The 23,046-nt window shown below is 59.1% G+C and carries 16 protein-coding genes; 12 read left to right on the plus strand and 4 right to left on the minus strand.

The window, feature by feature from the left end; translation table 11 throughout:
• Positions 1–313 precede the first annotated feature (313 nt).
• The 5 genes from ACOYW0_RS04200 to ACOYW0_RS04220 all read left to right on the plus strand — a co-directional run bounded on the left by ACOYW0_RS04200 (position 314) and on the right by ACOYW0_RS04220 (position 6,740).
• Positions 314–1,828 carry a metallophosphoesterase gene (locus tag ACOYW0_RS04200; RefSeq protein WP_482417317.1) on the plus strand — a complete coding sequence of 505 codons (1,515 nt, stop codon included), beginning with the start codon at positions 314–316 and terminating at the stop codon, positions 1,826–1,828.
• 67 nt (positions 1,829–1,895) lie between these two features.
• A complete protein-coding gene (locus tag ACOYW0_RS04205) occupies positions 1,896–3,881 on the plus strand; it encodes a CHAT domain-containing protein (RefSeq protein ID WP_482417318.1) in 1,986 nt (661 codons plus the stop codon).
• Positions 3,836–4,747: a class I SAM-dependent methyltransferase gene (locus tag ACOYW0_RS04210; protein WP_482417319.1), complete on the plus strand. Its 912-nt coding sequence runs from the start codon at positions 3,836–3,838 to the stop codon at positions 4,745–4,747. Before ACOYW0_RS04205 ends, ACOYW0_RS04210 begins: the two co-directional genes overlap by 46 nt.
• Before the next feature lie 118 nt (positions 4,748–4,865).
• Complete coding sequence (nhaA, locus tag ACOYW0_RS04215; protein ID WP_482417320.1) at positions 4,866–6,134, plus strand: Na+/H+ antiporter NhaA; 1,269 nt, start codon at positions 4,866–4,868, stop codon at positions 6,132–6,134.
• 396 nt (positions 6,135–6,530) lie between these two features.
• Complete coding sequence (locus tag ACOYW0_RS04220; RefSeq protein WP_482417321.1) at positions 6,531–6,740, plus strand: dodecin family protein; 210 nt, start codon at positions 6,531–6,533, stop codon at positions 6,738–6,740.
• A gap of 43 nt (positions 6,741–6,783) precedes the next feature.
• Here ACOYW0_RS04220 and ACOYW0_RS04225 read toward each other — a convergent pair whose 3' ends face one another.
• The 4 genes from ACOYW0_RS04225 to ACOYW0_RS04240 form a co-directional block, all read right to left on the minus strand.
• The gene (locus ACOYW0_RS04225; protein ID WP_482417322.1) at positions 6,784–9,507 is read right to left on the minus strand and encodes a heavy metal translocating P-type ATPase; all 2,724 of its coding nucleotides are present in this window, start codon (positions 9,505–9,507) and stop codon (positions 6,784–6,786) included.
• 12 nt (positions 9,508–9,519) lie between these two features.
• Positions 9,520–9,792 (minus strand): metal-sensitive transcriptional regulator, encoded by a 273-nt coding sequence (locus tag ACOYW0_RS04230; protein WP_180146198.1) that lies wholly within the window; start codon positions 9,790–9,792, stop codon positions 9,520–9,522.
• An 814-nt stretch (positions 9,793–10,606) separates the two neighbouring features.
• A complete protein-coding gene (locus ACOYW0_RS04235) occupies positions 10,607–11,263 on the minus strand; it encodes a DUF4405 domain-containing protein (protein ID WP_482417323.1) in 657 nt (218 codons plus the stop codon).
• Between the two features lie 361 nt (positions 11,264–11,624).
• Positions 11,625–11,840, minus strand: a complete 216-nt coding sequence (locus ACOYW0_RS04240) for a hypothetical protein (RefSeq protein ID WP_482417324.1) — start codon at positions 11,838–11,840, stop codon at positions 11,625–11,627.
• A 429-nt stretch (positions 11,841–12,269) separates the two neighbouring features.
• Between ACOYW0_RS04240 and ACOYW0_RS04245 the strand changes: the two genes are divergently transcribed.
• From ACOYW0_RS04245 to ACOYW0_RS04275, 7 genes are all read left to right on the plus strand, one after another.
• Complete coding sequence (locus ACOYW0_RS04245) at positions 12,270–13,283, plus strand: methyltransferase (protein WP_482417325.1); 1,014 nt, start codon at positions 12,270–12,272, stop codon at positions 13,281–13,283.
• Positions 13,284–13,538: 255 nt separating this feature from the next.
• The gene (locus ACOYW0_RS04250; RefSeq protein WP_482417326.1) at positions 13,539–14,534 is read left to right on the plus strand and encodes a hypothetical protein; all 996 of its coding nucleotides are present in this window, start codon (positions 13,539–13,541) and stop codon (positions 14,532–14,534) included.
• 396 nt (positions 14,535–14,930) lie between these two features.
• Positions 14,931–16,355, plus strand: a complete 1,425-nt coding sequence (gene tnpC, locus ACOYW0_RS04255) for an IS66 family transposase (RefSeq protein ID WP_482416778.1) — start codon at positions 14,931–14,933, stop codon at positions 16,353–16,355.
• Positions 16,356–16,903: 548 nt separating this feature from the next.
• Positions 16,904–18,238 (plus strand): diguanylate cyclase domain-containing protein, encoded by a 1,335-nt coding sequence (locus ACOYW0_RS04260; RefSeq protein ID WP_482417327.1) that lies wholly within the window; start codon positions 16,904–16,906, stop codon positions 18,236–18,238.
• A 145-nt stretch (positions 18,239–18,383) separates the two neighbouring features.
• The gene (locus ACOYW0_RS04265; protein ID WP_482417328.1) at positions 18,384–18,881 is read left to right on the plus strand and encodes a MarR family winged helix-turn-helix transcriptional regulator; all 498 of its coding nucleotides are present in this window, start codon (positions 18,384–18,386) and stop codon (positions 18,879–18,881) included.
• Between the two features lie 42 nt (positions 18,882–18,923).
• Positions 18,924–20,342, plus strand: coding sequence for an MFS transporter (locus ACOYW0_RS04270; protein WP_482417329.1), 1,419 nt, complete (start codon positions 18,924–18,926; stop codon positions 20,340–20,342).
• A 135-nt stretch (positions 20,343–20,477) separates the two neighbouring features.
• Positions 20,478–22,928, plus strand: coding sequence for an ATP-binding protein (locus ACOYW0_RS04275; protein ID WP_482417330.1), 2,451 nt, complete (start codon positions 20,478–20,480; stop codon positions 22,926–22,928).
• The last annotated feature ends 118 nt before the right edge of the window (positions 22,929–23,046 follow it).

Here is a 23,046-nt window from a genome sequence, read left to right on the forward strand (position 1 = left end):
CCGCCGTTGCCGCAAAGGGCCGATGCCCTTTTCCGGAATGAGATCCCCCTACACTGTGTTTTTCGGTTGTTCCCCCCAAAGAGTTAAAGAGAAAAACAAATGACAATCGGCGTTTTCCGGGCATACCTCTTATATTATGTCTATTTCGGCACTCAGAATTTCCACAGTCCGCAGGGGCGACGCCGAGTGCCGCTGTCATTCATGACACCGTTCCCCCGGTTGTCACGCTGGTTATCGCACCCGTTGTCACCCCTTGTATTATCTGCGAAATACGATACAATATCGGCTTATTAACCCCTGAACGAGGTGCCCCATGCCCTTTCCTCAGTACGATGCCGTCCGTGTCATCTCCGACATCCATTTGGGGGGCTCCCCCGGCTTCCAGATCTTCAACCAGCAAAAAGCCCTGGCCTGGCTCATCAACCACCTGGCCGCCGAGCCCGACAACCGAAAAACAGCCCTTGTCCTCAATGGCGACATCGTGGATTTTCTCGCCGAACCCGCACCGCCCAATGAAAAAGCTTGTTATTTCCGCCCCAACCATGCAGCAAAAGACCTCACCCGCATCATGAACGACCCGGAGTTTACGGAGGTCTTTCAGGCCCTTTCCACCTACACCCGGTCTGAAAACCGCACCCTGGTCATCGTCCTGGGCAACCACGACGTGGAACTGGCCCTTCCCGACGTCAGGGCCCTTCTGGCCGAAAGACTCTGCGAAGGATCCGACGCGGCACGGGGCCGCCTCATCTTTGCCATGGACGGCACCGGCTTTGCCTGCCGAGTGGGGGAGAAAAACGTGCTGTGCATCCACGGCAACGAAACCGATGCCTGGAACCCCGTGGACTACAGGGCCCTGAACCGCATCCGGGCGGAGAAAAAACGCCGTACCCCCCTGACCCCGTGGACGCCCAACGCTGGCACCAAGATGGTCATCGACGTCATGAACGGGCTCAAGAAAAAATACCGGTGGGTCGACCTGCTCAAGCCCGAGACCGAGACCATCCCCGCCCTGCTCATGGCCATGGACGACCATGCCGTCACCTGGTCGCGGCTCAAGAGCCTCTTTGGTGTCGCCGCGGACTTCATGCGAGACAAACACCGGGACCCGGACAGCTTCCTCGGACTTCAGGGGGAACTCCCCGGCCAGGAGGCGTCCGAGGACACCGCCTTCCAGCGGGTCATGGCCTCCAGCTATCCGAGCCTGGTCAATACCCCGGCCACCGGCACAACGGACATGGACAGCCTCCTCCACGAGATGGACGCCCACCTGGCCAGGGGCACTTCCCCGGCCTCACTGGCCTCGTCCCCGGAGCAGGCCGACTTCTTAGGTGCCTGGGGCGCGGTGTGGGACAAAATACGGGGCCGCTCCCCGGAGGAGAACATGCGCGAAGCCCTCCAGGGCTGGCTCAAGGACGACCCCACCTTCAACCCCAAAACCGAAGACGACACCTGCCGGAGTGTCCGGGAGCTTGTGGGTCCGGAGGTGGATGTGGTGGTGGCCGGCCACACCCACCTGCACAAAGCCATCAACTCGGGCACAGGCCCCGCTTACTTTAACTCCGGCTCCTGGATCCGCCTCATGCAGCTCACCCCGGACCTGTTGGAAAAAGAGCCCTTTAAAAAAGTGTGGGCCATCCTTGAAAAGGGCGACATGAAGAGCCTGGACAGTGCCACGGTCAACGGCAGGCCCCTCATCCGTCACGTCCGCTCCGTGGTCTCTATTGAAAAAGAGGACGGCGGAGAGGTTTCAGGGGCCCTTGCCACCGTGGAAGGGACAGACGGCGCCTACAGCCTCTGCCCGGTGCCCGACGGGCGACTTGCCTGCTGACCGCCGGAATGTTTTTTTACCCGGCTTTTTTCCTAACGATACCCATGGATCTCACACAGGAGCCCCCATGCCACACATTCGATCGGTGAAACTGGAGTTGTTGCGCCATGGTCCGCCCCACAACCAGCTTATCTCTCCGTTGACGCGCTACATGGGCCTCAGCGGTCGCCACGAGCCCGTCACCGTCACCCTGCCCTACGAGCAGCAGGATGTGCTCACCCTGCTCAGGGCCCTGCGTTACGGGGAAAAGGACACCCCCACGCGAAGAGCCCAAATCCGGGAGATCTCGACGGCCATGGGGCAGATCATGGAAAAGGTCCCCGGCCTCATCGCCGACCTCTCCCTGGAGGGAGACGAAACATTCGTCCAGCTGCGCCTTGTCTTCTCGGCATCGGAGCTGGCCCTGCTCCCCTTTGAAATGGCCGACGCAGCCCGCGGCTTTCCCGGTGAAGGCTCGCCCCTGGCCCTTCAGCAGGAGGTGCCGGTGGTGATGACCCGGGAGATCCGGGGGGCAGACGGACGGGTCCAGCCCTGGGACACAACGCCCCGGATCCTATTTGCCGCCGCAGCGCCCCCGGGGGTTGGAACCATCCCCTTCAAGGCTCACCTCCTCGCCCTTCGGGAGGCTGTGGGGCCCTGGCTTCCAAGGGCCTCGGCCCACGAATCGCCCACGGAACGCCTCTCCCCCTTTCTCACCATCCTGCCGTCGGCCACCCTGGCCCAGATCCAGGAGGCCTGCGCCGAAGGCTCTTACACCCATGTGCACATCCTCGCCCACGGGGTGCCGCACCCGGACGCGTCGGAGGTCCGCTACGGGCTGGCCCTGTGCGACGATACCAATCCCTCGGGCATGGACGTGGTGGATGGAAAGAGACTCTCCGCGGCCCTGCGGGTCAAGGCCCGGGGCGAAGGATTTTCCTCCCCCCTGGTGGTCACCGTCGCCAGCTGCGACAGCGGTCAGCAGGGCTCGGTGGTACTCCCCGGCTCCAGCCTGGTCCACGCCGTGCACAACGCAGGGGTGCCCCTGGTCATCGGCTCCCAATACCCCTTGACCAAGACCGGCTCCGTCACCATGGTCCGGACCCTCTACGGGGGCCTCCTCTGGGGCAAAGACCCCCGCGCCTGCCTTTACGAGCTGCGCCAGCAACTCCGGCGACAGGACCGTACCACCCATGACTGGGGCAGCCTCATTACCTACGCGTCTCTGCCCGACGACATGGAATCCCAGCTCGGTGAGTTCAGGACCATCCAGGCCCACAGGGCCCTCACCGCCTCCATGAACCGCGCCCACAACCTCACCGAGCGGGGGATCAAAGGCATTGACGGCGACTTCACCGAGGTCATCGACGACATCCGCTACGCCATCTCGGTGATGCCCGACTGCGATCCAAAACCCGACGCGCCTTTCCTCGCTGCCCAGGAGAACCGCATCGCCAAGCTCTGCATCCTCGGGTCAGCGGAAAAGCGTCAGGCCCAGGCGCTTTACCTTCAGCACAACGAAAACAAGTCCCCCGAGGCCCCTCGTCTCTCCGACGACGCCCTCCTGAGCCTGGAACGGGCCCTTGCCTTTTACCGACGCGCAGCAGCCATCAACGCCCACGCCCACTGGCCCGGCACCCAGGTGCTGAGCCTCTCCATGTTCCTTAAATATTACAAGACAAAGAAAATGGAGCTGGAGATTCCCTTGTGGGCCTTTCTGGACGCCTCGGCCCGCTTTGACCTTCACCACCCCGATTCATCCCAGAGGCTCTGGGCCTGCGCCAACCTGGCCGAGCTCCACTTTCTGGCCCTGGTTGCAGGACCGGTTCGACCCGGGGACCCGAGGCCGTCACCCGAGCACTTCATCGCCCGGCTTCTGGAAGAGGCCCCCACCAATGCGGTCCAGGTCATCGCCCTGCGCTGGCAGCTGCATCGCTACACCCACATCCTGCGCTTCGACGACACCTCGGCCAGCCATGCCGAACGGCTCACCAATATGCTCACGGGCCTTGCGGAGGAGAACACCACGTGCGAACCGATCAGCCAAGCAGGACAGCCCGCAAAATCGCGTTGAACATCGTGAGCCTGGGCGCCACACCGGACGCTGCCGACGCCCTGCCGGCGGGCATGGCCGATGCCACGGCCCGCCTCCTCGTGGCCTCCGGGGCCGCAGGCCCGGCCCTGGTCCGGTGGTCCCGCTCCTGGCAGATGGTCAGCCTCTGTCACCTGTTTGACCCGCTCATGCCCGGGGAATTCGAAGGGATCGGGCGCCGAAAAGTGTTCTGCGAGGAGCAGGTGCGGGACGCCGTCGAAAATAGATGCACCCAGGTCCTCGTCCTCGGGGCGGGGTACGACACCCTGGCGTGGCGCCTGGCCCACGAGTTCCCCGGCGTCCGCTTTTTCGAGATCGACCATCCCGCCACATCCCGCCTCAAGCGAAAAGGCATCGCGGCCATGGGAAGGCCGGGCAACCTGCACCTCATGGCAGAGGACCTGGCCCACACCCCGCTGGCCGAGGCCATGGAGGCCGATCCGTTGTGGGTCCCAAACGCCCAGACGGTAATCCTGGCCGAGGGCCTGCTCATGTACCTGCCCGAAAAGGCGGTAAAAGACCTGTTTTCGCACTGCCATGACATCACGGGCCCCGGAAGCCGCATGGTCTTCACCTACATCGGCACCGGTGCAGGGGGCAGGCCGGATGTGGGGTGGCTCTCCGGGCTCCTGCTCTGGACCATGGCCCTGGCCGGAGAACCCTGGCTCTGGAGCCTCCGCCCCGAACAGATCGGCGCCTTTCTGGCCGACACGGGCTGGGAAGCGTCACCGTGCGCCCCGGAATCACCTTCAGGCCACGGGGTGGAGTTTTACGCGGTGGCAGAGAAACAGAAGATAAAACAAGAAAGGTCACCATTCAGCACCCGTTTGCCCCCGGCGGCAAGGTGAGCCACCTTGAAAGCAGATAGCAGATGTGTTTTGCCCCTCGTTCCTCGGGTCAAATCACATCCGCCTTTAAAGTAAAAATTCACTCAAAGAACCGAAGGTTTGACGCATGAGCGCCCGGATGACCAGGATCCCCCTGGCCGCCGGCACAACCGACATCACACCAGATACGGAGATCGCCATGATGAAGCCCCAGGAATCGTTTCTCGCAAAATTTTTCAAAATGGAATCCGCTGGCGGCATTGTCCTGATGCTGGCCGCCACCCTGGCGGTGGTGCTGGCCAACACCCCGTTGCGGACGTATTATGCCCTTTTCATCGACACCCCGGTGGAGATCCGGGTGGGGGCCATCCACATTGCCAAGCCCCTTTTGCTGTGGATCAACGACGGGCTCATGGCGATCTTCTTTTTCCTTGTGGGCCTGGAGTTGAAGCGGGAGCTTCTGGAAGGCGAGCTGGCGGACAAGCGCAATATCATCCTGCCCGGGGTGGGAGCCATCGGCGGCATGGCCGTCCCCGCGCTGATCTACGTCTATTTCAACATAAACGATTCCGCGGCCATGAAAGGGTGGGCCATTCCGGCGGCCACGGACATCGCCTTTGCCCTGGGGGTGCTCTCCCTTTTGGGATCGCGTGTTCCCATCAGCATCAAGGTGTTTTTAACCTCCCTGGCCATTTTCGACGACATCGGGGCCATCGTCATCATCGCCGTCTTCTATACGGAAAACATCTCACCGGTGGCCCTTGCTGTGGTGGGATTCTGCATCCCGGTCCTGGCCCTTCTCAACTGGAGGCATGTTGAGCCCAAGAGCCTCTATATCGCGGTGGGGGTCGTCATGTGGGTGGCCATGCTGAAATCAGGGGTGCACGCCACCCTGGCGGGGGTCTTGCTGGCCATGTTCATTCCCATGACTTCCAAAGAAGAACCCGGGACCTCGCCCCTCAAGAGCCTGGAACACGATCTGCATTCGGTGGTGGCCTTTGTGGTGTTGCCGGTCTTTGCCTTTGCCAACGCCGGGCTCAACCTGGCAGGCATGGGTATGGAGCAGATCTTTCATCCCGTCCCCCTGGGCATCGCCCTGGGGCTCTTCGTCGGAAAGCAGGTGGGGATCTTCAGCTGCTGCTGGGCCGCCGTGGCCCTGAAGCTCACGGACCTGCCCAAAGGGGTGTCCTGGGGGGCCCTCTACGGAGCCGCGGCCCTCTGCGGTGTGGGCTTTACCATGAGCCTGTTCATCGGCTCCCTGGCCTTTGAGCAGACCTCCGTCAACCTCCTGTTCGACGAACGGTTAGGCATCATCCTGGGCTCTCTGGCCTCAGGTGCCGTGGGCTACCTGGTCCTCAAAGTGACCCTGCCTGCCAGCATCACCGAAGACGCGGCCGAACCGGCCTGACCTTCCGCCTGTCATGGGCCGCACCAACCCTGCAACGTCACCAGGCCGTTTGCCCAGAAACGCAAAAGCTCCGAGCCCTCGTTACTCAGGCTCGGAGCTTTTTTGCAATAATCGACCTGCCAAGGCAACTGAACTGTTCTCAGGCCCCCTCAACAAACTTCAGGCATTCGCCCTGAGTCCCCCATTGCGACGGGTTCGGCGATCTGGTATCATCTTAAAAAATCACGTATTTTCTTACAGCACCGGGCCAGACAGCAGCGCCGCTTTTTACGACCCCGCCCTGACAGCGGCCATTGACCGATGTTCCATCCCTTCCTCCGGCCCCACCGCACCCCCGCTGGTTCGCGTGCCAGCACCTCCGATCCTCACCCCGTCCCACCCAAAAAGGAGAACACCATGGATTCAAGCACGTACAAAATCATCGAAGTTGTCGGCTTGTCGGAAAAATCCTGGGAAGATGCGGCCAAAGTCGCCATTCAGACCGTGGACAAGACCCTGCGGGATATCCGCGTGGCCGAGGTCGTGAACATGGACATGCGACTCGAAGACAACCGCATTGTCGCGTACCGCACCCGCCTGAAGGTGTCGTTCAAGTTCGACCAGTAGAGCGTGACACCTTCCCTTCACACAGAGCCGGGGAGCCCGCGACTCAGGGCTGTGCAGCCCGCTCCCCGGCACCGTCGCCAAGGGTCGACGCCATGCGCCTCAGGAAGAGGGAATTGAGCACCACGGTAATGGATGAGAACCACATGGCGATGCAGGCCATCTCCGGCTTCAGGGTCAGGTTGAAGGGAGCATAGAGAATGCCTGCGGCAACGGGAATCATGAGCACGTTGTAGAAAAACGCCCAGAAAAAATTCTGCTTGATGGTGGCAAGGGTCTTTCGCCCCAGGCGAATGGCCCCTTCAACGTCCAGCAGGCTGTTGTTGACCAGAATGACGTCCCCGGTCTCCCTGGCGATGTCGGTGCCCGAACCTATCGCCAGGCCGATATCGGCCTGGGCCAGGGCCGGTGCATCGTTGATGCCGTCCCCTGCCATGCCCACCTTGAAGCCCTTTTCCTGCCACTTTTTCACGATCCGGCTTTTTTCTTCCGGAAGCACCTCGGCCTCCACCTCAACAATCCCCACCTGATCGGCCACGCTGCGGGCCGCGCGCTCATTGTCCCCGGAAATCATGGCGGTCTTCACGCCCAGGGCCCGAAGCCGCTTTATGGCCTCGGCAGAGTCGTCCTTCACCTGATCGGCAAGGGCGATAACCCCCATGACCTCGGTGCCATGCCAGACATAAACCGTGGTCTCCCCGGCGTCGGAAAGCTTTCGCCCCAACGCTTCGGCCTCGGGGTTTCCTTTGAGGTCCGCGTCCACAAACAGGGCCCTGCCCACACCGGCGGGCTTGCCGTCCAGCTCGGCTGAGAGCCCTTTGCCGCTGACTTCCGTGGCCTGGTCGGTCTTGCGGAGTTCCAGCCCCTCGGCCTTGGCCCGCGCAACGATGGCATGGGCCAGGGGGTGAGACGAGTTGGCCTCCACGCTGGCAGCCACTGTCAAAAGCGCTTCTTCGGAAACGCCCCCCACAGGGTGGACCCCGGAGACCTCGGGCATGCCCCGGGTGATGGTACCGGTCTTGTCAAAAAGGATCACGTCGAGCTTTGAGATGGACTCCAGAACCGAGGCCCGTTTAAAGAGGATCCCCCGGCTCAGGCCCACCCCGCTGCCCACCATGATGGCTGTGGGCGTTGCCAGACCCAGGGCGCAGGGGCAGGCCACCACCAGCACCGCGATCATAAGCTGAAAGGAGAAGAGAAAACGCGTGGTCCCCGGGGGAAGGGCCGTGTCCACCAGCCCGTACCAGACGGTAAAGGTCACCACGGCGGCCATCACCACCATGGGGACAAAGTAGTTGGAGACCGTGTCGGCCAGGCGCTGGATGGGGGCCTTGTCGGCCTGGGCGTCTTCCACCATCCTGACAATCCTGGAGAGCATGGTGGCGCTGCCCACATGCTCCGCCCGAAAGGTCATGACGCCGGTGAGATTGATGGTGGCACCGGTCACCTTCTCGCCCCTGCCCTTTTCCGCGGGGATGGGTTCACCGGTGATCATGGACTCGTCGATGCTCGTCTGGCCCTCGATGATCTCACCGTCCACGGGGATCACCTCCCCCGGGAGCACGCGGATAATGTCTCCCACCTTGACCATGGCGGCGCTCACCGTCTTCTCCGTCTCCCCTTCCACAACCCGCGCTTTGTCCGCCTGAAGGGAGGCGAGTTTTTCCAGGGCCTGGCCTGTTTTTCCCTTGGCCCGGGCTTCGATGGTTTTCCCGATGAGGATAAAGGTGATGATCATGGCGGCGCTGTCAAAAAAGGTGTGGGCGGCCGGATCCAGAAAAAAGAGGGAAAACACGCTGTAAAAGTAGGCGGCGGAGATCCCCAGAGTGACAAGGACATCCATGTTGGTGGACCGGTTTTTCAGGGAGTGCCACGCCCCTTCAAAAAAGGTGCGTCCCGACACAAAAAAGACCAGGGTGGCCAGGGCGAACATCACATAGTTGGTGGTCACGTGGCCGAAGGGCATGGTGTACATCAACACCACCAGGGGCACGGTCAGGGAAAGGGCAAAGAAAAAACGGAACCTCTCTTTGGCCGCCAGGGGAGAGGCCTCGGCCTCAACGGATTCGGGGATTCCCCGGTACCCTGCGGCCTCGACGACCCCGAGCACGCCCTCTTCATCGATCTGCGTTTTATCAAAGGTCACGAACCCCTTTTCCATGGAAAAGTTCACCGAAACCCCGGTGACCCCCGGGGCCTTCTTCAGTGCCTTTTCAACGGCTGCCGCACAGTTGGCACACGACATCCCCTCAATCCTGAAGGTGGTTTCTCCTGTGGGCGTGTCATCGTGAACACGGGCCTCAAACCCGGCTGAAGCCACCTTCTCCTGAATTGCCTCAGGGGTTACCGCGGCCTCATGCTCCACGGCCAGGCGCTCCACGGCAAAATTCACCGACGCCCGATGCACCCCGGGGTATCCGGCAAAGGCCTTCTCCAGCCCTGCGGCACAGTTGGCGCAGCTCATCCCCGTCACATCGAAATGCGTGGTGATCACCTGGGGCACGTCTGCCATAAGGGAGATACCCCCTTCCGTACCGTGGCCCGAAAGGCCCGGCTCCGGGGCGACAAGGCTGAAGCCCTTGCCCGTGATGACGCGCTGGAGCCCTTCAAGGTCGGCCCGGGTGTCGTCAAAGGTTACTGTGGCCGAGGCCCCCTCAAGGGAAACATCGGCGCGCTCAACACCCTCTGTCTCTTCTAAGGCCTCGGTGACCGCTGCCACACACCTGTGACAGGACATGCCGTAGACAGGTATTTTCTCAACACAGACCATGGAATCCTCCGTTCATTTCTTGGAATACCGGTAGACCGTATCAATCAACTCGTTGATCTTCTCCTGGCCCTCGCCCTTTAAAATAGCCTCTTTCACGCAGCTCTCCACGTGGCGTTTCATGACGATACGAGCCACCATGTTCAGGGCTTTTTCAGCGGCAGTGACCTGATTGATGATGTCGATACAATACTTCTCACCCTCCACCATCCTGGCGATGCCGCGCACCTGCCCTTCGACTTTTTTCAGCCGGAGCAGGGCGTCTTTTTTCACCTCTTCGTTGATCATCGATGCCTCCTCATGTGTTATATACCCTACCCCCGTAGGGTATGCATCAGGCAAACCGATGTCAATGCATTTTTTAGGCATGCCGTACTTTTTATGCACCAACAACACCGCGTATCGACGCCGCATATTGCCGACCAAGCGCCACCAAACGACGGAAACGCTGTGCCACCCTGACCCGAATACGCCATCAGGGATGGCGGGACCGACAATGCATAAAGAAAAGGGTGGTGTAACTATTCAGCCCACAAACAGCCTTCGATGGTTAAAGTGCATGGAAAAACCTGCCTCCGGCGGCGAGGTGAGCCACCTCGAAAGCTTATTGCCATTGCGCTTTGCCCTTCGGCTCGGGCTGTGCCCGACATGAACGCTGATGGTTTATGCGGACTAGATCGCAAGCTTCGACGTTACAGGATACGTTGTCACCACTTGCCCTGTGTTGATTTAACCGCACGGCCTCCGGCTGCAAGGTGGGGGCACCTTGAAACCCTGAGGCGAATGCATGGAGGCCGTCATTCTACCTGCGTTATCGGGGCATTGGCGTGATGTGTGACATCTGGTAACCGTCTTTGCAGGAGAGGTCCATTTCATTCTTCTAAAAACACAATGAAGAACTTTTGGGATTCGTTTGACTTTAACCGGAATAACTCCGGCGGCCAAAGGTTTAACAAACAGGTTTTACGAATGACGAGGCCCGTTGCCGATAGCTTTTTCGGATTTTTTTTTCAAAAAGCGACCCGCCGGAGGCATGTTTTTCCTGCCCAGCTTAACCATAAAAAGCAACTGAATCGTTACAACGTGGTCAGGTTCAAAAACGTCACGATCCGGGTGCCGCGGCACCTTGGCCCTTCATCCCCCTTTTCTTCATCTCGCGCTGGTCCCGGCGCATCACGTCGTAGATTTCCCTGGGGGCTGTGTGATTTGCCTTTGCCACCTCAAGGAGACTCTGCTTTCCGTCGGCCGCCGTCATCCCGCTATCCGTAAGATTCCGGACGCTGATCACCGGGTCCAGCCCCATTCTCCGGGAAAGCACCTCAACGGACGACAGCTCGGCATGACCGTAAGGGGGCGTGCCATATTTTTGTTCGCCGCGATCCTTCAGGGCGTCGCTCAGCTCCAGGGTCAGGGTAAAGGGAGGGAGCATCATTACCGTCCCCACCACCACGGCAAGGGTAATGCCAAGGGCCCCGGCGCACTCTCCGGACATTGGCCGTCTTGCCCCCTTGGCTTTTTTGCGGACATAGGCAAGGACCAGGGCCCAGTTCAACACCACGTGAAGACAGGCCGCGGCCAAAAACAAGATGCCGCTGTTGATGTGGATGTTGTCCCAGTCCGCCTTGGCAAGCCCCCAGTAATGCCAGTCCGCCCAGAACGCCACCCGGCCGTGGGGCATGACATACAGTACAATGGACGACACCGTCAGCACGACAAAGGAGAACAGCAGGGTCAACGAGGTTATCTTCTTAAGGGACATACACTCTCCGTACACCGGGCTCCATGGGCAGCCGGGTGATGTCATGTTCATGTTACCGAACCAACGTGAGAATCACCCTGCAGGCAGGGCTTCACCAGATTGTTCTGATGAGTATAACGATTCAGCTCAAAATTGCCTCCGGCGGCCCTGCCGGGGGCCAAACTTTTAAAAAGTTTGACAAACAGGTCTTAAGTAAGCCTTCCAAACAATTTCGACATTTTCGCACCCGCGCTACGTTTTGCTCGCCCTGGAGGGCGATCAAAACGTAGCGCGGGTGCCTTAGAAAAATTTTTTGCGGAGCTTTTTTTAAAAAAGCGACCCGCCGGAGGCATAGCTGAATAGTTACTGATGAATCGTTTTCTCATGAAATATCCGAACCAGGAGCACCGTTCCTCTTCGGGGCAGCAAAATCCACCACAAACCGGTAGTCCTTTCCGCAGCGGACCAGAATCTCCTTCTGCCCCTTTTTCAAAAAACGCATCTCAAGCTCCATGCGGCCGTGGCCGTCATGATGAAAAAGGTCTTCGTACAACGTTTCAATGGTCTTGAGTATCTGGCTGTGCCCTTCAGGTATCATCCGTCCATTCCTTGCGATTCAGTGCGTTGGTTCATCCGGGGCAAAGTGGAGAAAGCGCCCCGCTGTGTGCCTTGTTTTTCTCCCCGACATCTCGAATAACTTCATTACCCATGCCAAGTATGAAGTGTCAAGTATTTTTTGCCTAACCAAAACAATATCAAGCACCCAAAACCGGTTTTTTCCACCCCCGAAATAAAGGAACAATATATTGACACACGACCACTTTTTGTCTGACACCACCATCCGGAGTGCATATTACTAGTTTATAAACACCAACAAAAAATGATACACAACAACCACGTCAGAGTTCTCCATCCTCCCCCCACTTCAGGCCCTGACGAATGCGCCCCGTTACAGAGCCGGCAATGAAAAGGCGTTCCACCGTTCAAAACCATGGTTCTATCCGGATTACGGAAGAAAGGAGACACCATGCACCTCCCGGACATCACCGCCCCATTTCGCCCCATCCATCACATTGTCGCCGCCGGGTACGGCCACCGAATCCTCTTGGGAGCCTTGGAGATCGGTCTCTTTGACCAACTCGCCAAAGGCCCCGCCACCGTCGAAAAGCTCACCATGGCCCTGGACGCGGGCCCCGTCCAGACCAAGGCCCTGCTGGAGACCCTTGTGGCCCTGGCACTCGTGGAAACCGACGGGAAAAGCTACCAGAACACCCCTTCTGCTCAGCAGTACCTTGTCCGCGCATCGGACGCCTGCCAGGCCCCCTTTATCACCATGCTTACCGGACTCTACGAGACCGCCCTGGCCGACATCCCGGCCCGCATGAAAACCTCGGAAGCTGAACAAAAAAAGACGGAAAGCCTATGGGCAAAGCCCGAGGCCCTGGAGGGCATGGGGCGAGCCTCCCTGAGGGGCCCCGTCCAAAAAGCCCTTGCCTTCATCCGTGACCTGCCCGGCTTCGACGGGTTCTCCACCCTGTGCGATGTGGGAGGAAACCACGGTTTTTACAGCATGGCCCTTTTGGACGCCAACCCCGGATTGACAGCCACGGTCTGCGACCTTCCCCATGTCACGGGACCGGCCGCCGAGCTTCACAAAGAATACGGCTACAGCGAGCGCATGACGGTGCAGGACCTGAACCTGAACACCGACGCCCCGGAAGGGACCTACGACATCGTCTTTGCGTCCCACATCCTCTACGCCTGGAGCGGTCGGCTCATTGAGGTGATCAGGCGCCTGGCCCAGCCCCTGAAGCCGGGTGGGTGGCTTGTCCTTAACCACATGGCCCCCACCGAGGGCAGGCCAAACCTCATCAACGCCCTGATGAACTTCCACGCAAGCCTGTCCGGGTATCCCGCCCACGTCCTTGATTCCGACGAACTGGAATCCGCCACTGGGGAATGCGGCCTCACAGCGCCCCGAACATCCCTGGACCATGACACATGGGCCCTGCTTTTTGCCGTGCAAAAGCCTTCAGGATAGAAACATCGGCCAGAAAACAGTGACTAAAATATCCGGGTCAGGAGTCCCCGGCAGGAGACTGCTGGATGGCCCCGGGGGGGGGGATTCCCGTGTGGCACAGGCCACATTTTGGCCTGTCAATTCCTGAGCCCATCGTGTACGTTCAAAGGAACACGCCGGACTCCCCTTTTCACTGTTCACCGCCCCCACCACCCTACCCTGTTTCAGCTCCAAGCAGGCGGAGTCCCCCACCCATCTTCATTGAGGACCCTGGACATGATCAACCGAAATCATCGAAGTCTGCGGGCCTGGGCTCTTTGCCTTCTTCTGCTGCTCGGTTTCGGCGGGTGCGCCACCCGCTCCGCGCCCCCGGCACCCCATGATGTTGTGGCCTTCATGCCCCCCGAGGACAGCACGCTCCTCAGCCGGTACGCACCGGCCTTTGTCGTCGAAGAACCCGAACAGTTTTACAACCTCGTGGGCACCCCCACGGCCGGGCTCGGAGGCGACGGCACGGAAGAGATCCGGGTGGACCCCTGGCGGGCAACCGTCTACACCGAAACCCGACGGTTCGACACAGGCAACGGGAGCTGGACAAACCTTGTCTACCGCGTCCACTTTCAGGAGGTTCCCGGCGGGCTCCTGCCCTATTACCTGGGAAAGGGAAAAAACGTCGGACTCTTGGTGGTGGTGACCCTCAACCGAGAGATGAAGCCCGTTCTCTACACCACGGTACACACCTGCGGTTGCTACCTGGCCTTCGTGCCCACCAACCTTTTGCCGCAGAGCGCGCGCCCCGCAGGCTGGCCCCAGGACCGACAGACGGTTCACTCCGAAAACCTCCCCGCCCTCATCCGCCTGGGAGAAAACCCGGAATCAAAGCGCCTCATGGTCCTCCTCCGGGACGGCACCCACCGGGTCAAAGACCTGTGGCTGGAGCCCGAACATGCCCTGATACATTACCGGCGCATCAAAACCGAAACAGCCCCGCTCTCCTCCCTGGAGGCTTTGCCCCTGCCCACGGGGGGAACCACCTCGCTGTACGAATCCACAGGTTCCCGCTCTGGCTATGTCAAGGGAAGCCAAAAACCCAGGGAGCGGCTGCTGATGAGCTGGTGGGCCTTTGACTGGCGGGTGGGCGAAGACAAAAAACTGGGGGCATCCAAAACCGACGGCACCCTTTTTTACACCAGCCTCAAGCCCTGGGCACGGGACCGGTCGGACATGCGGGATTTTCCCACATTTCTGGCGTACTGGGGCTGGCGTCTGTAAGGGCAATGAATAGAATAAAGACACATGACGGGATCATCCCATCAGTCCTCAGCAGGGTTTTTTGATCGTTGCTTCGATACATAACGAATTTGAGGCGGCGTATCGTTATGTCTTATTATTTTGTAACTATTCAGCTCACACATAAAATGTATTGAACTGCATTTTTTTCTTGACAGGATTTTTGATCAAATTTTTCATTTTGACCTGCGGATCTCTTACTCCGTTATTCCGGTGCTCAGGCCTGGCTATGAGGACCATAATTCATCTTATATGAAGGGCTATACGACCCGGCACCCTCAAATTTTTAAAGCCTGAAATTCGAAAGCTCAGGAGCCAAAATTCCGTTTTCAAAACCTGTGGTATACTATCCTCGTCAAAAAAAGATGAGGAGACAGGGTGAAGATCGAAAGCATTGATATTCAAGCGGCGACAGACAACGCAAGGAAACTGATTCAGCAGGACGAGGACCTCTCGCCCGCAGTTGCAGCTGTGATCGAATTGCTGCTTACAATCATCACCCTTTTGGCGAACCGTCTAAATCTCAATAGCAAAAACAGCAGCAAACCGCCTTCTACCGATCCCAACAGGAAGAAGGAGAAAAAGCAAAACACCGAAGGAAAAAAGCCCGGGGGCCAAAATGGCCACGAGGGAAAAACTCTTGAGCCCGTAGACAAGGCAGATCTCGTATTGCCGTTGAAACTCAATATGACCGAACTGCCACCGGGTGACTATCGCCACGTAGGTTACGAGACCCGGCAGGTCATTGATTTGAAGGTTGCTCAATACGTTACTGAGTATCGATCCGAGATTCTTGAGGATGCCTTCGGTAATCGATATGTTGCTCCTTTCCCGAAAGGAGTAGATCGACGCGTCCAATATGGCACGGGTCTCAAGGCTCACGCGATCTATCTTTCCCAGCATCAGCTGGTCCCCTACGAAAGAATCTGCGAGCACTTTCGGGATCAGGCCGGTATCCCAATCAGCGCAGGGTCGATTTTCAACTTCAACAAAGAAGCGTTTAACGCGCTTGAGGCGTTTGAAGAAATCGTCAAAGCCAGATTGTCCGGCTCGTCCGTCTGCCACGCAGATGAAACCGGCATCAACATGAACGGTAGTCGATTTTGGCTGCACTGTCTGTCGAACGATCTTTTCACTTACTTTTACCCGCACGAAAAGCGTGGCAGAGAGGCTATCGATGAAATGGGAATTATCCCAAGCTTCAAAGGCGTGTTGTGCCACGATCACTGGAAACCCTACTTCAATTACGACTGCCTGCACGCATTGTGCAACGCTCATCACTTAAGAGAGCTGGAGCGGGCTTGGGAGCAGGACAGTCAGCAGTGGGCCAAAGACATGAAGTTCTTGCTCCTTGAGATCAACAAGGTTGTGAACGAACACAGCGGCAAGCTTCCATCGGATATTGCCGGGGGCTTTCGAAAGCGCTACCTGAGCATCCTGGAAAAAGGAAATCTCGAATGCCCGCCCCCGGATGAAACGAAAAGGAAGAAGGGACAACGCGGGCGGATGAAACGATCAAAAGCGAGAAACCTTCTCGAACGGATGGAAGACTTCGAGAACGAAACCCTTCGTTTCATGGACGACCCGCTGGTTCCTTTCACTAATAATCAGGGTGAAAACGACATCCGGATGACGAAAGTCCATCAGAAAATTTCTGGGTGCTTCCGATCTATGGAAGGGGCCAAGATCTTCTGCCGAATACGCAGCTACCTTTCTACATGCAAGAAAAACAACGTGCATGCAAGCGACGCATTGCGCCTGTTGCTTCAGGGTGAATTACCCTCCTTTTTTGAAGCTGATTAACCCCTGTCGGCGAACCTACAGCTGAATAGTTACATTATTTTAAGACATAGCCATAGGCCAAAACGCCCGGCCCATTTTCTCCCCCGCATCCCCAGGGCTAACACATTTGGATTTTGCCTCCGGCGGCCCTGTCCGGGCCAAACTTTTAAAAAGTTTGATAAACAGGTTTTGTTTTTTGAGGATGCGTCTCTACACGGTATAGCCCCTCTTCTTTTTTATTACTGGAACGTTTTTGCGGAGCTTTTTTCAAAAAGCGACCCGCCGGAGGCAACTGAGTTTTTAAATGCGTTGACCCTGCCCGCATCCCACTTTCCTGTTGACATGATTCGGCTTTATTCATAGTAAACGGTGATACGTTTACTAACTGGAGTTCCCCCCAACCGCACACCCCGGTCCCAAAACTCCTGAACCCCAGAAACTGCCGCGACAGAGAGCTTTGGCTTTTGCGCCGGCCCACAACCCGTTTGGCCCCTTTCTCCACCCCTGTCCGCCATGGGACAGATGCTGAATCAGGAGCCGTTTACGTTTTTCGGCTCCCGGAGTAAGGCATGAACTATCGCATCACCGGTTCCTGGGCGATCCCGACCCTCCCCCTTCTTCTCTTTGCCCTTCTTATGGGCACAAGCCACTACGTGGTCAAACGCGAACGGCAGCACCTCCGGGATGTGCAGTACCGCAAGGTCTACGAACACGCCGGAGCAATCCGCACCCGGATGGAGGTGGAACTCAGCACCACCCTGAATCTCTGCCTCGGGCTGGCGGCGGTCATCCACTCCCAGCCCGATTCCCCGGACCGCGCCTTTGAAAATGTGGCCAGACACATCATGTCTGGGGCACCCCACATCCGAAGCATCACCCTTGCCAAAGACAATGTCATCACCCACATCTTCCCTGCTATAGGGAACGAAAAGGCTTTGGGCCTCCGTTACGCAGACCATCCCGACCAGTGGGCCACGGTGGAGCGGGCCATGATCTACCGTCAGCCCCTTATGGCTGGCCCCATGCTCCTGGTTCAGGGGGGCAGGGCCTTTGTCTGCCGTATCCCCATCTATCCCCGGGACAACATCTACTGGGGCGTGGCCAGCGTGGCCATTGATGAGAAGTCCCTCTACCGCCTCAGCGGCCTTCTGGAACCGAATCCCACGGTGCAATTCGCACTCAAGGGAAAAGACGGCCTCGGCATGTCCGGCGATGTGTTCTACGGAGAGCCTCAACTCTTCGAAGATCCACATGCAGCGGTGCTCCCCGTCAAGCTCCCTGCCGGCACATGGCTCCTTGCCGCCGTCCCCGCCACCGGGTGGGTGGAAAGCACCTCCGTACTGTCCGTGATCCGCTGGGCGGGCCTGCTGCTCTCCCTTATCATCTCCGGTCTTGTCCACGCCCTGCTGCGCTCTTACCGGCGCATTCATCTCATTGCCCTTGAGGACCCCCTCACCGGCCTTTCCAACCGTCGCCTGCTGGAGGAACACCTCTCCCAGCTCATCCTCCTCTCCCGCCGAAAGAAAAAAGGATTTTCCCTCCTGTATGTGGACCTGGACCGGTTCAAGCCCATCAACGACCGATTCGGACACGAGGCCGGCGACGCGGTTCTCACCACCCTGGCCCGCCGCCTGAAGGACAACCTCCGCCAGTCGGATATCATCGCACGGGTCGGCGGTGACGAGTTCATCCTCCTTTTCCACGACATGGTCACCAGACACGACGCCCACGCCATGGCATCCAAGGTGGCACGTATCATCCAGGCCCCGGTGGCCCTCTCCTGCGGCAGGGAAATCTCCGTGGGCGCCAGCATCGGTGTCAGCCTCTACCCGGACGACGGCACCTCCGGCGAGGCCCTCATCAGCCATGCCGACCTGGCCATGTACTCCCAAAAGAACCAGTAGCCCCTGCCCCGACCGCCCCAAAAGGGGTCGCCTCATGCCCTCCACGAACACAAAAATACCATTGACAGGAACACGTCACTCCGCTAATTATTGACATGTCAACATTTGACATATCAACATTTATAATCACCCCACAGGAGCGGTCATGAAACATCCCGACTCACGAAAAACATCCTTCGGTTACCGTTTTGCCATGATCCAACGGCTCCATGCCGCCCTGTCCCGTGACGGAATGGCCGCCCTGGGTATCACCACAGCCCAGTTCCCCTTTCTGGCAGAGTTGTTCCACCAGCAGCGCCCCGTCACACAGAATGAACTCTCCATAGCACTCTGCATTGATCCGGCGGCCACGGCCCGGGCCCTGGACCAGCTTGGGAAAAAAGGGCTCGTCACCCGGGAGGTCAACCCCGACAACCGCCGCCAGAAGCTTGTGGCCATCACCCCCCTGGCCCGTGAAATGGAGCAGGATTTCTACAAGGTGCTGGGCAACGCCTCCAACACCCTGGTGTCAGGCCTCTCCGAACCGGAAAGACAAGCGGCCCTCACGCTGTTAGACCGCATCATGGCAAACGGAATCGCCGCACGGTACGGAACAGACGACAACCAGAGCACATCGGGGCATCCCCCCCGCAAAACCAGATAAACGACGCATCCATCGATGCTGAAAGGAATAGAACAGCGCATCATGCAGACACACCCCCCTGAACAAACCATCTCACCTGCCGTCACCATCTTTGTGGTGTCGGTGATCCAATTCCTGACCCCGTTCATGATGTCCGCCGTGGGCGTGGCCCTGCCCGCCATCGGCCACGAGTTCTCCGCCGGTGCCGTACAGCTCGGCCTGGTGGAGATGGTGTACATCCTGGCCGTGTCCCTGATCATGCTCCCTGCAGGGCGCATGGGCGATATCCACGGACGAAAAAAAATCTTTGTCTCCGGGTCGGTGATCTTCACCGTGGCCACCCTCTTTCTGGCCATGGCCCCCACCATCGGGGCCTTCATCCTCTGCCGATTTCTCCAGGGTGCAGGCGCCTCCATGGTCACGGCCACCAGCGTGGCCATCCTCTCTTCGGTGATCCCCCCGTCCAAAAGGGGAAAAGCCATGGGGATCGTTGTGGCGGCAGTCTACCTGGGTCTCTCGGCAGGTCCCACCCTGGCAGGGTTCATGGTCACCCACATGGGATGGCGATGGATCTTTTTCACTGCCCTGCCCCTGGAGCTTGCCTCTTTGGCCCTGACCCTCACCCGCCTCAAGGGTGAATGGAAAGGGGCAGAGGGCATGCCCTTTGACTGGACGGGCAGCCTTCTTTACATGGGCTCCCTGTTTGCCATGATCTTTGGGGCCACCCACCTGAAGGACGGATCACTCCACGCAGGCCTTCTTATCCTGGGCCTTGGGGGCATGGCCGGTTTCCTCGCCTGGGAGGCCAAAAGCGACTCCCCCATCCTCAACGTACGGCTCCTCATGGAAAACCGGGTCTTTGCCATGAGCAACATCGCCACCTTGATCAACTACGCGGCCTCCTTCGGGGTGACCTTCTTTTTCAGCCTCTACCTCCAGCAGGTCAAGGGGCTCTCCCCCCAGAGTGCGGGGCTTATCCTCGTCACCCAGCCCATCCTCCAGGCCATCTTATCCCCGGTTTCCGGCAGACTGGCCGATACCCTGCCGCCCGCCCGCATCGCCACCTTCGGCATGGGACTCTGCACCGCGGCCCTGGCCCTGTGCGCCACCATTCGCATGGAGACCTCCATCCACGCACTTTTGGGCATCCTCGTACTTTTAGGTATCGGCTTTGCCCTCTTCTCTTCGCCCAACATGACCACGGTCATGGGCAGCGTTGCCCCCAAAGACTACGGCATCGCCTCCAGCCTCATCGCCACCATGCGAACCGTGGGGATGCTCACCGCCATGACGGTCATCACCTTCATCCTCACCCTCTTCATGGGCGATGCCCCGGTGACCCGTCAAACCGCAGATGCCTTTGTGGAGGCCATGGGCACCGGCTTTCTCATCTTCACTGTCCTGAGCGTCATCGGCATCTTCTGCTCCATGGGACGCATGGAAAAAAAATCCGACGAGGCCCTGCTTGAGCCACGGCATTAGGATACACTGACCTTCCATGGGCCGCGGTGGCCCGGACGGGTGAAAGTCGACCCGTCTTGAGCCTCCGCCTTCCACCCGATGGATATTTTGTGGTATTCTCAATACATCCACCCACCCCAAGCGGACAGAGGACCCATGGCCCACACCCCATTGCCTGCGGCCGAACGACGGAGGCTCCGCCGCCTGCTGCTGGTCTTCATCGGCCTCCTTTGCCTTTCGGCCTGCCGGACTGAATCCCCCCTTCCCCTGACAAAGGAAGAGCAGGACTGGCTTGCGACCAATGGGAAGCACCTTGCGGTCCTCCTGCAGGAGGATCGCCCCCCCTTCACCTTCCGCGACGAAAACGGAGCCTATGACGGCCTGTTCGTGGACTACCTCCGTGAAATAGAAAAAAACCTGGGCCTGCAGCTGCCCATTCGTCCCTTTGCCCGGTGGGGCGATCTTCTGGCCCATGCCGAGCAGAACCGCCACGTAATCATCCTGGCTGCCAGCCGGTCCAGGGAAGGGCCGGAAAACCTTTTCGTCACCGCCCCGATAGTCAAAGTGCCCTACGCCATCATCACCCGTAAAACCAGCCACGCAACGGGCATCCCGGAGTTTGCAGGAAAAACCCTCTGCGCGGTGGCCCACGACACGGTCCACACCACCCTGGCACGCCACTACCCCCACATCGCCATCACTGGAGTAAAAAGCAGCATTCAAGGTCTCCACGCGGTCTCGTCCGGGACCTGTGATGCCATGATCGCCAACAGCATGGAGGCCTCTTACCTCATTGAGGCCTTAGGGCTCACCAACGTGCACATTGCCGGCAGGACCCGCTTTCTCAACCGCGTGGCCCTGGCAACCTCCCCAGATACCCCGGAGCTCTTCGACATCATAGAAAAAACCGTGGACAACATCCCGCCGAACCGCCGCAGGGACATTTATCGCCGATGGATCAGCCCGGGGGACAGGTGGGTGCCAGACAGCCTGGTCATCAGCCTCGAAGTCATGGCGGGCATTGTGCTCTCCATTATCTTCCTGCTATGGGCCTGGACCACGAGCCTGAGGAAACAGGTGGGCCGGCAAACCAAAAAACTCCGGGACAGCAGGGAGAACCTGCGCATCACCCTGGACTCCATCGGAGACGGGGTCATGGTCACCGACACCGAGGGCACCGTCACCCGCCTCAACCCTGCTGCCGAAATCCTCACCGGCTGGTCCCTGGCCGATGCCTGCGGCAAGCCCATGGCCGAAATTTTCCGGCTCAGGGATACCCACACGGCCCGCCCCCTGCCCCCTCCGGATCTCAGCGTCCCCGCGGCCCGGCAGCCAACGGACACCACCACCGAAGCCGTCCTGGTATCCCGCAGCGGCGCCCCCTTCAGAATCTCCTGCAACATGGCCCCCACCCGCGACGAAGAGGGGCTTATCACCGGCGCCGTTTTTGTTTTCAAAGACATCACGGACAAAACAAAGGCCGAAGAGGAGGCCCTGCGGATGAAGAAGCTCGAATCCCTGGGAATCCTTGCCGGCGGCATCGCCCATGACTTCAACAACCTGCTCACCGGGCTCTACGGCAACGTCTCCATGGCAAAACTGGCCCTGCCCACAGATCATGAAGCCCTGACGTACCTCTCCTCTGCCGAGGAGTCCATGGAAGCGGCCGTTGCCCTTACCGGCCAGTTTCTCACCTTTGCCAAAAACGAAGCCCCGGTGAAAAAAATCATTCACGTGGGGAAAACACTCAGCGACGCCGCCACCTTTGCCACCCACGGGCTCAACACCCGGCTGGAGACAGCCATCGACGACGATCTGTGGCCCGTGGCTGCGGACAAGGGCCAGCTCAGCCAGATCATCGGTAACCTCATCATCAACGCCCATCAGGCCATGGCCACCGGAGGGATCGTCACCTTAACGGCAAAAAACGTCCGGGCAACAGGCGGCCGAATCGTCCGCATTACGGTGAGGGACACCGGTACCGGTATCGCCCCGGAACACCTGGACAAAATATTCGACCCCTACTTTACCACCAAGACAACGGGCAGCGGCCTGGGCCTGGCCACCACCCATGCCATCGTCACCAAGCACGGCGGCACCATCTCCGTGGATACCGAACAGGGCAAGGGCACCGTCTTCACCGTGGACCTTCCCGCAGCCGACATCCGCCCTGCCGAGGCCCCCGGTAAACAGCCGGAGCCCCTGGGCGACACCAGCGCCGAGGGGGCCCGCGTCCTTATTCTGGATGACCAGGCAGTGATCCGAAAAATCATTGAGACCATCCTGGGCAAGATGGGCATCGTCCCCACCTTCACCGTGGAAGGCTCGGAGACGGTCCGCGCGTACCGAAACCAGTTCGAAGAAGGAACGCCCTTTGACGCGGTAATCCTGGACCTGACCATCCCCGGAGGCATGGGGGGACGGGAGGCATCGGAGCAGATCCTGGCCATGGACCCCGAGGCAAAAATCATTATCTCCAGCGGCTACGCCAGCGACCCCATCATGTCCCGCTACGAAGAGTTCGGTATCAAAGCCATTGCCGTGAAGCCCTACCGGTTTTCCGACTTTCGGAACATCCTCCTGGGTGTACTGAAACCCGACGCCTGATATTTCCCCCATGGGGCATTGACATCTGTTTCGCCCCGCACAATACTGCACCTTAAAAAAAAGTTATCGACCACCCGGTCCATGTCGGGCGGTCTCTCATGTGCAAAAGGATATAAGG

It is taken from the genome of Desulfoluna sp. HI9BLuna, from assembly GCF_056829775.1.

Excerpts from the sequence above, each read along its gene's own strand:
- ACOYW0_RS04200 (WP_482417317.1), top strand. The coding sequence starts at position 314 with ATGCCCTTTCCTCAGTACGATGCCGTCCGTGTCATCTCCGACATCCAT.
- ACOYW0_RS04205 (WP_482417318.1), top strand. The coding sequence starts at position 1,896 with ATGCCACACATTCGATCGGTGAAACTGGAGTTGTTGCGCCATGGTCCG.
- nhaA (WP_482417320.1), top strand. The coding sequence starts at position 4,866 with ATGACCAGGATCCCCCTGGCCGCCGGCACAACCGACATCACACCAGAT.
- ACOYW0_RS04220 (WP_482417321.1), top strand. The coding sequence starts at position 6,531 with ATGGATTCAAGCACGTACAAAATCATCGAAGTTGTCGGCTTGTCGGAA.
- ACOYW0_RS04225 (WP_482417322.1), bottom strand. The coding sequence starts at position 9,507 with ATGGTCTGTGTTGAGAAAATACCTGTCTACGGCATGTCCTGTCACAGG.
- ACOYW0_RS04230 (WP_180146198.1), bottom strand. The coding sequence starts at position 9,792 with ATGATCAACGAAGAGGTGAAAAAAGACGCCCTGCTCCGGCTGAAAAAA.
- ACOYW0_RS04235 (WP_482417323.1), bottom strand. The coding sequence starts at position 11,263 with ATGTCCCTTAAGAAGATAACCTCGTTGACCCTGCTGTTCTCCTTTGTC.
- ACOYW0_RS04240 (WP_482417324.1), bottom strand. The coding sequence starts at position 11,840 with ATGATACCTGAAGGGCACAGCCAGATACTCAAGACCATTGAAACGTTG.
- ACOYW0_RS04245 (WP_482417325.1), top strand. The coding sequence starts at position 12,270 with ATGCACCTCCCGGACATCACCGCCCCATTTCGCCCCATCCATCACATT.
- ACOYW0_RS04250 (WP_482417326.1), top strand. The coding sequence starts at position 13,539 with ATGATCAACCGAAATCATCGAAGTCTGCGGGCCTGGGCTCTTTGCCTT.
- ACOYW0_RS04260 (WP_482417327.1), top strand. The coding sequence starts at position 16,904 with ATGAACTATCGCATCACCGGTTCCTGGGCGATCCCGACCCTCCCCCTT.
- ACOYW0_RS04265 (WP_482417328.1), top strand. The coding sequence starts at position 18,384 with ATGAAACATCCCGACTCACGAAAAACATCCTTCGGTTACCGTTTTGCC.
- ACOYW0_RS04270 (WP_482417329.1), top strand. The coding sequence starts at position 18,924 with ATGCAGACACACCCCCCTGAACAAACCATCTCACCTGCCGTCACCATC.
- ACOYW0_RS04275 (WP_482417330.1), top strand. The coding sequence starts at position 20,478 with ATGGCCCACACCCCATTGCCTGCGGCCGAACGACGGAGGCTCCGCCGC.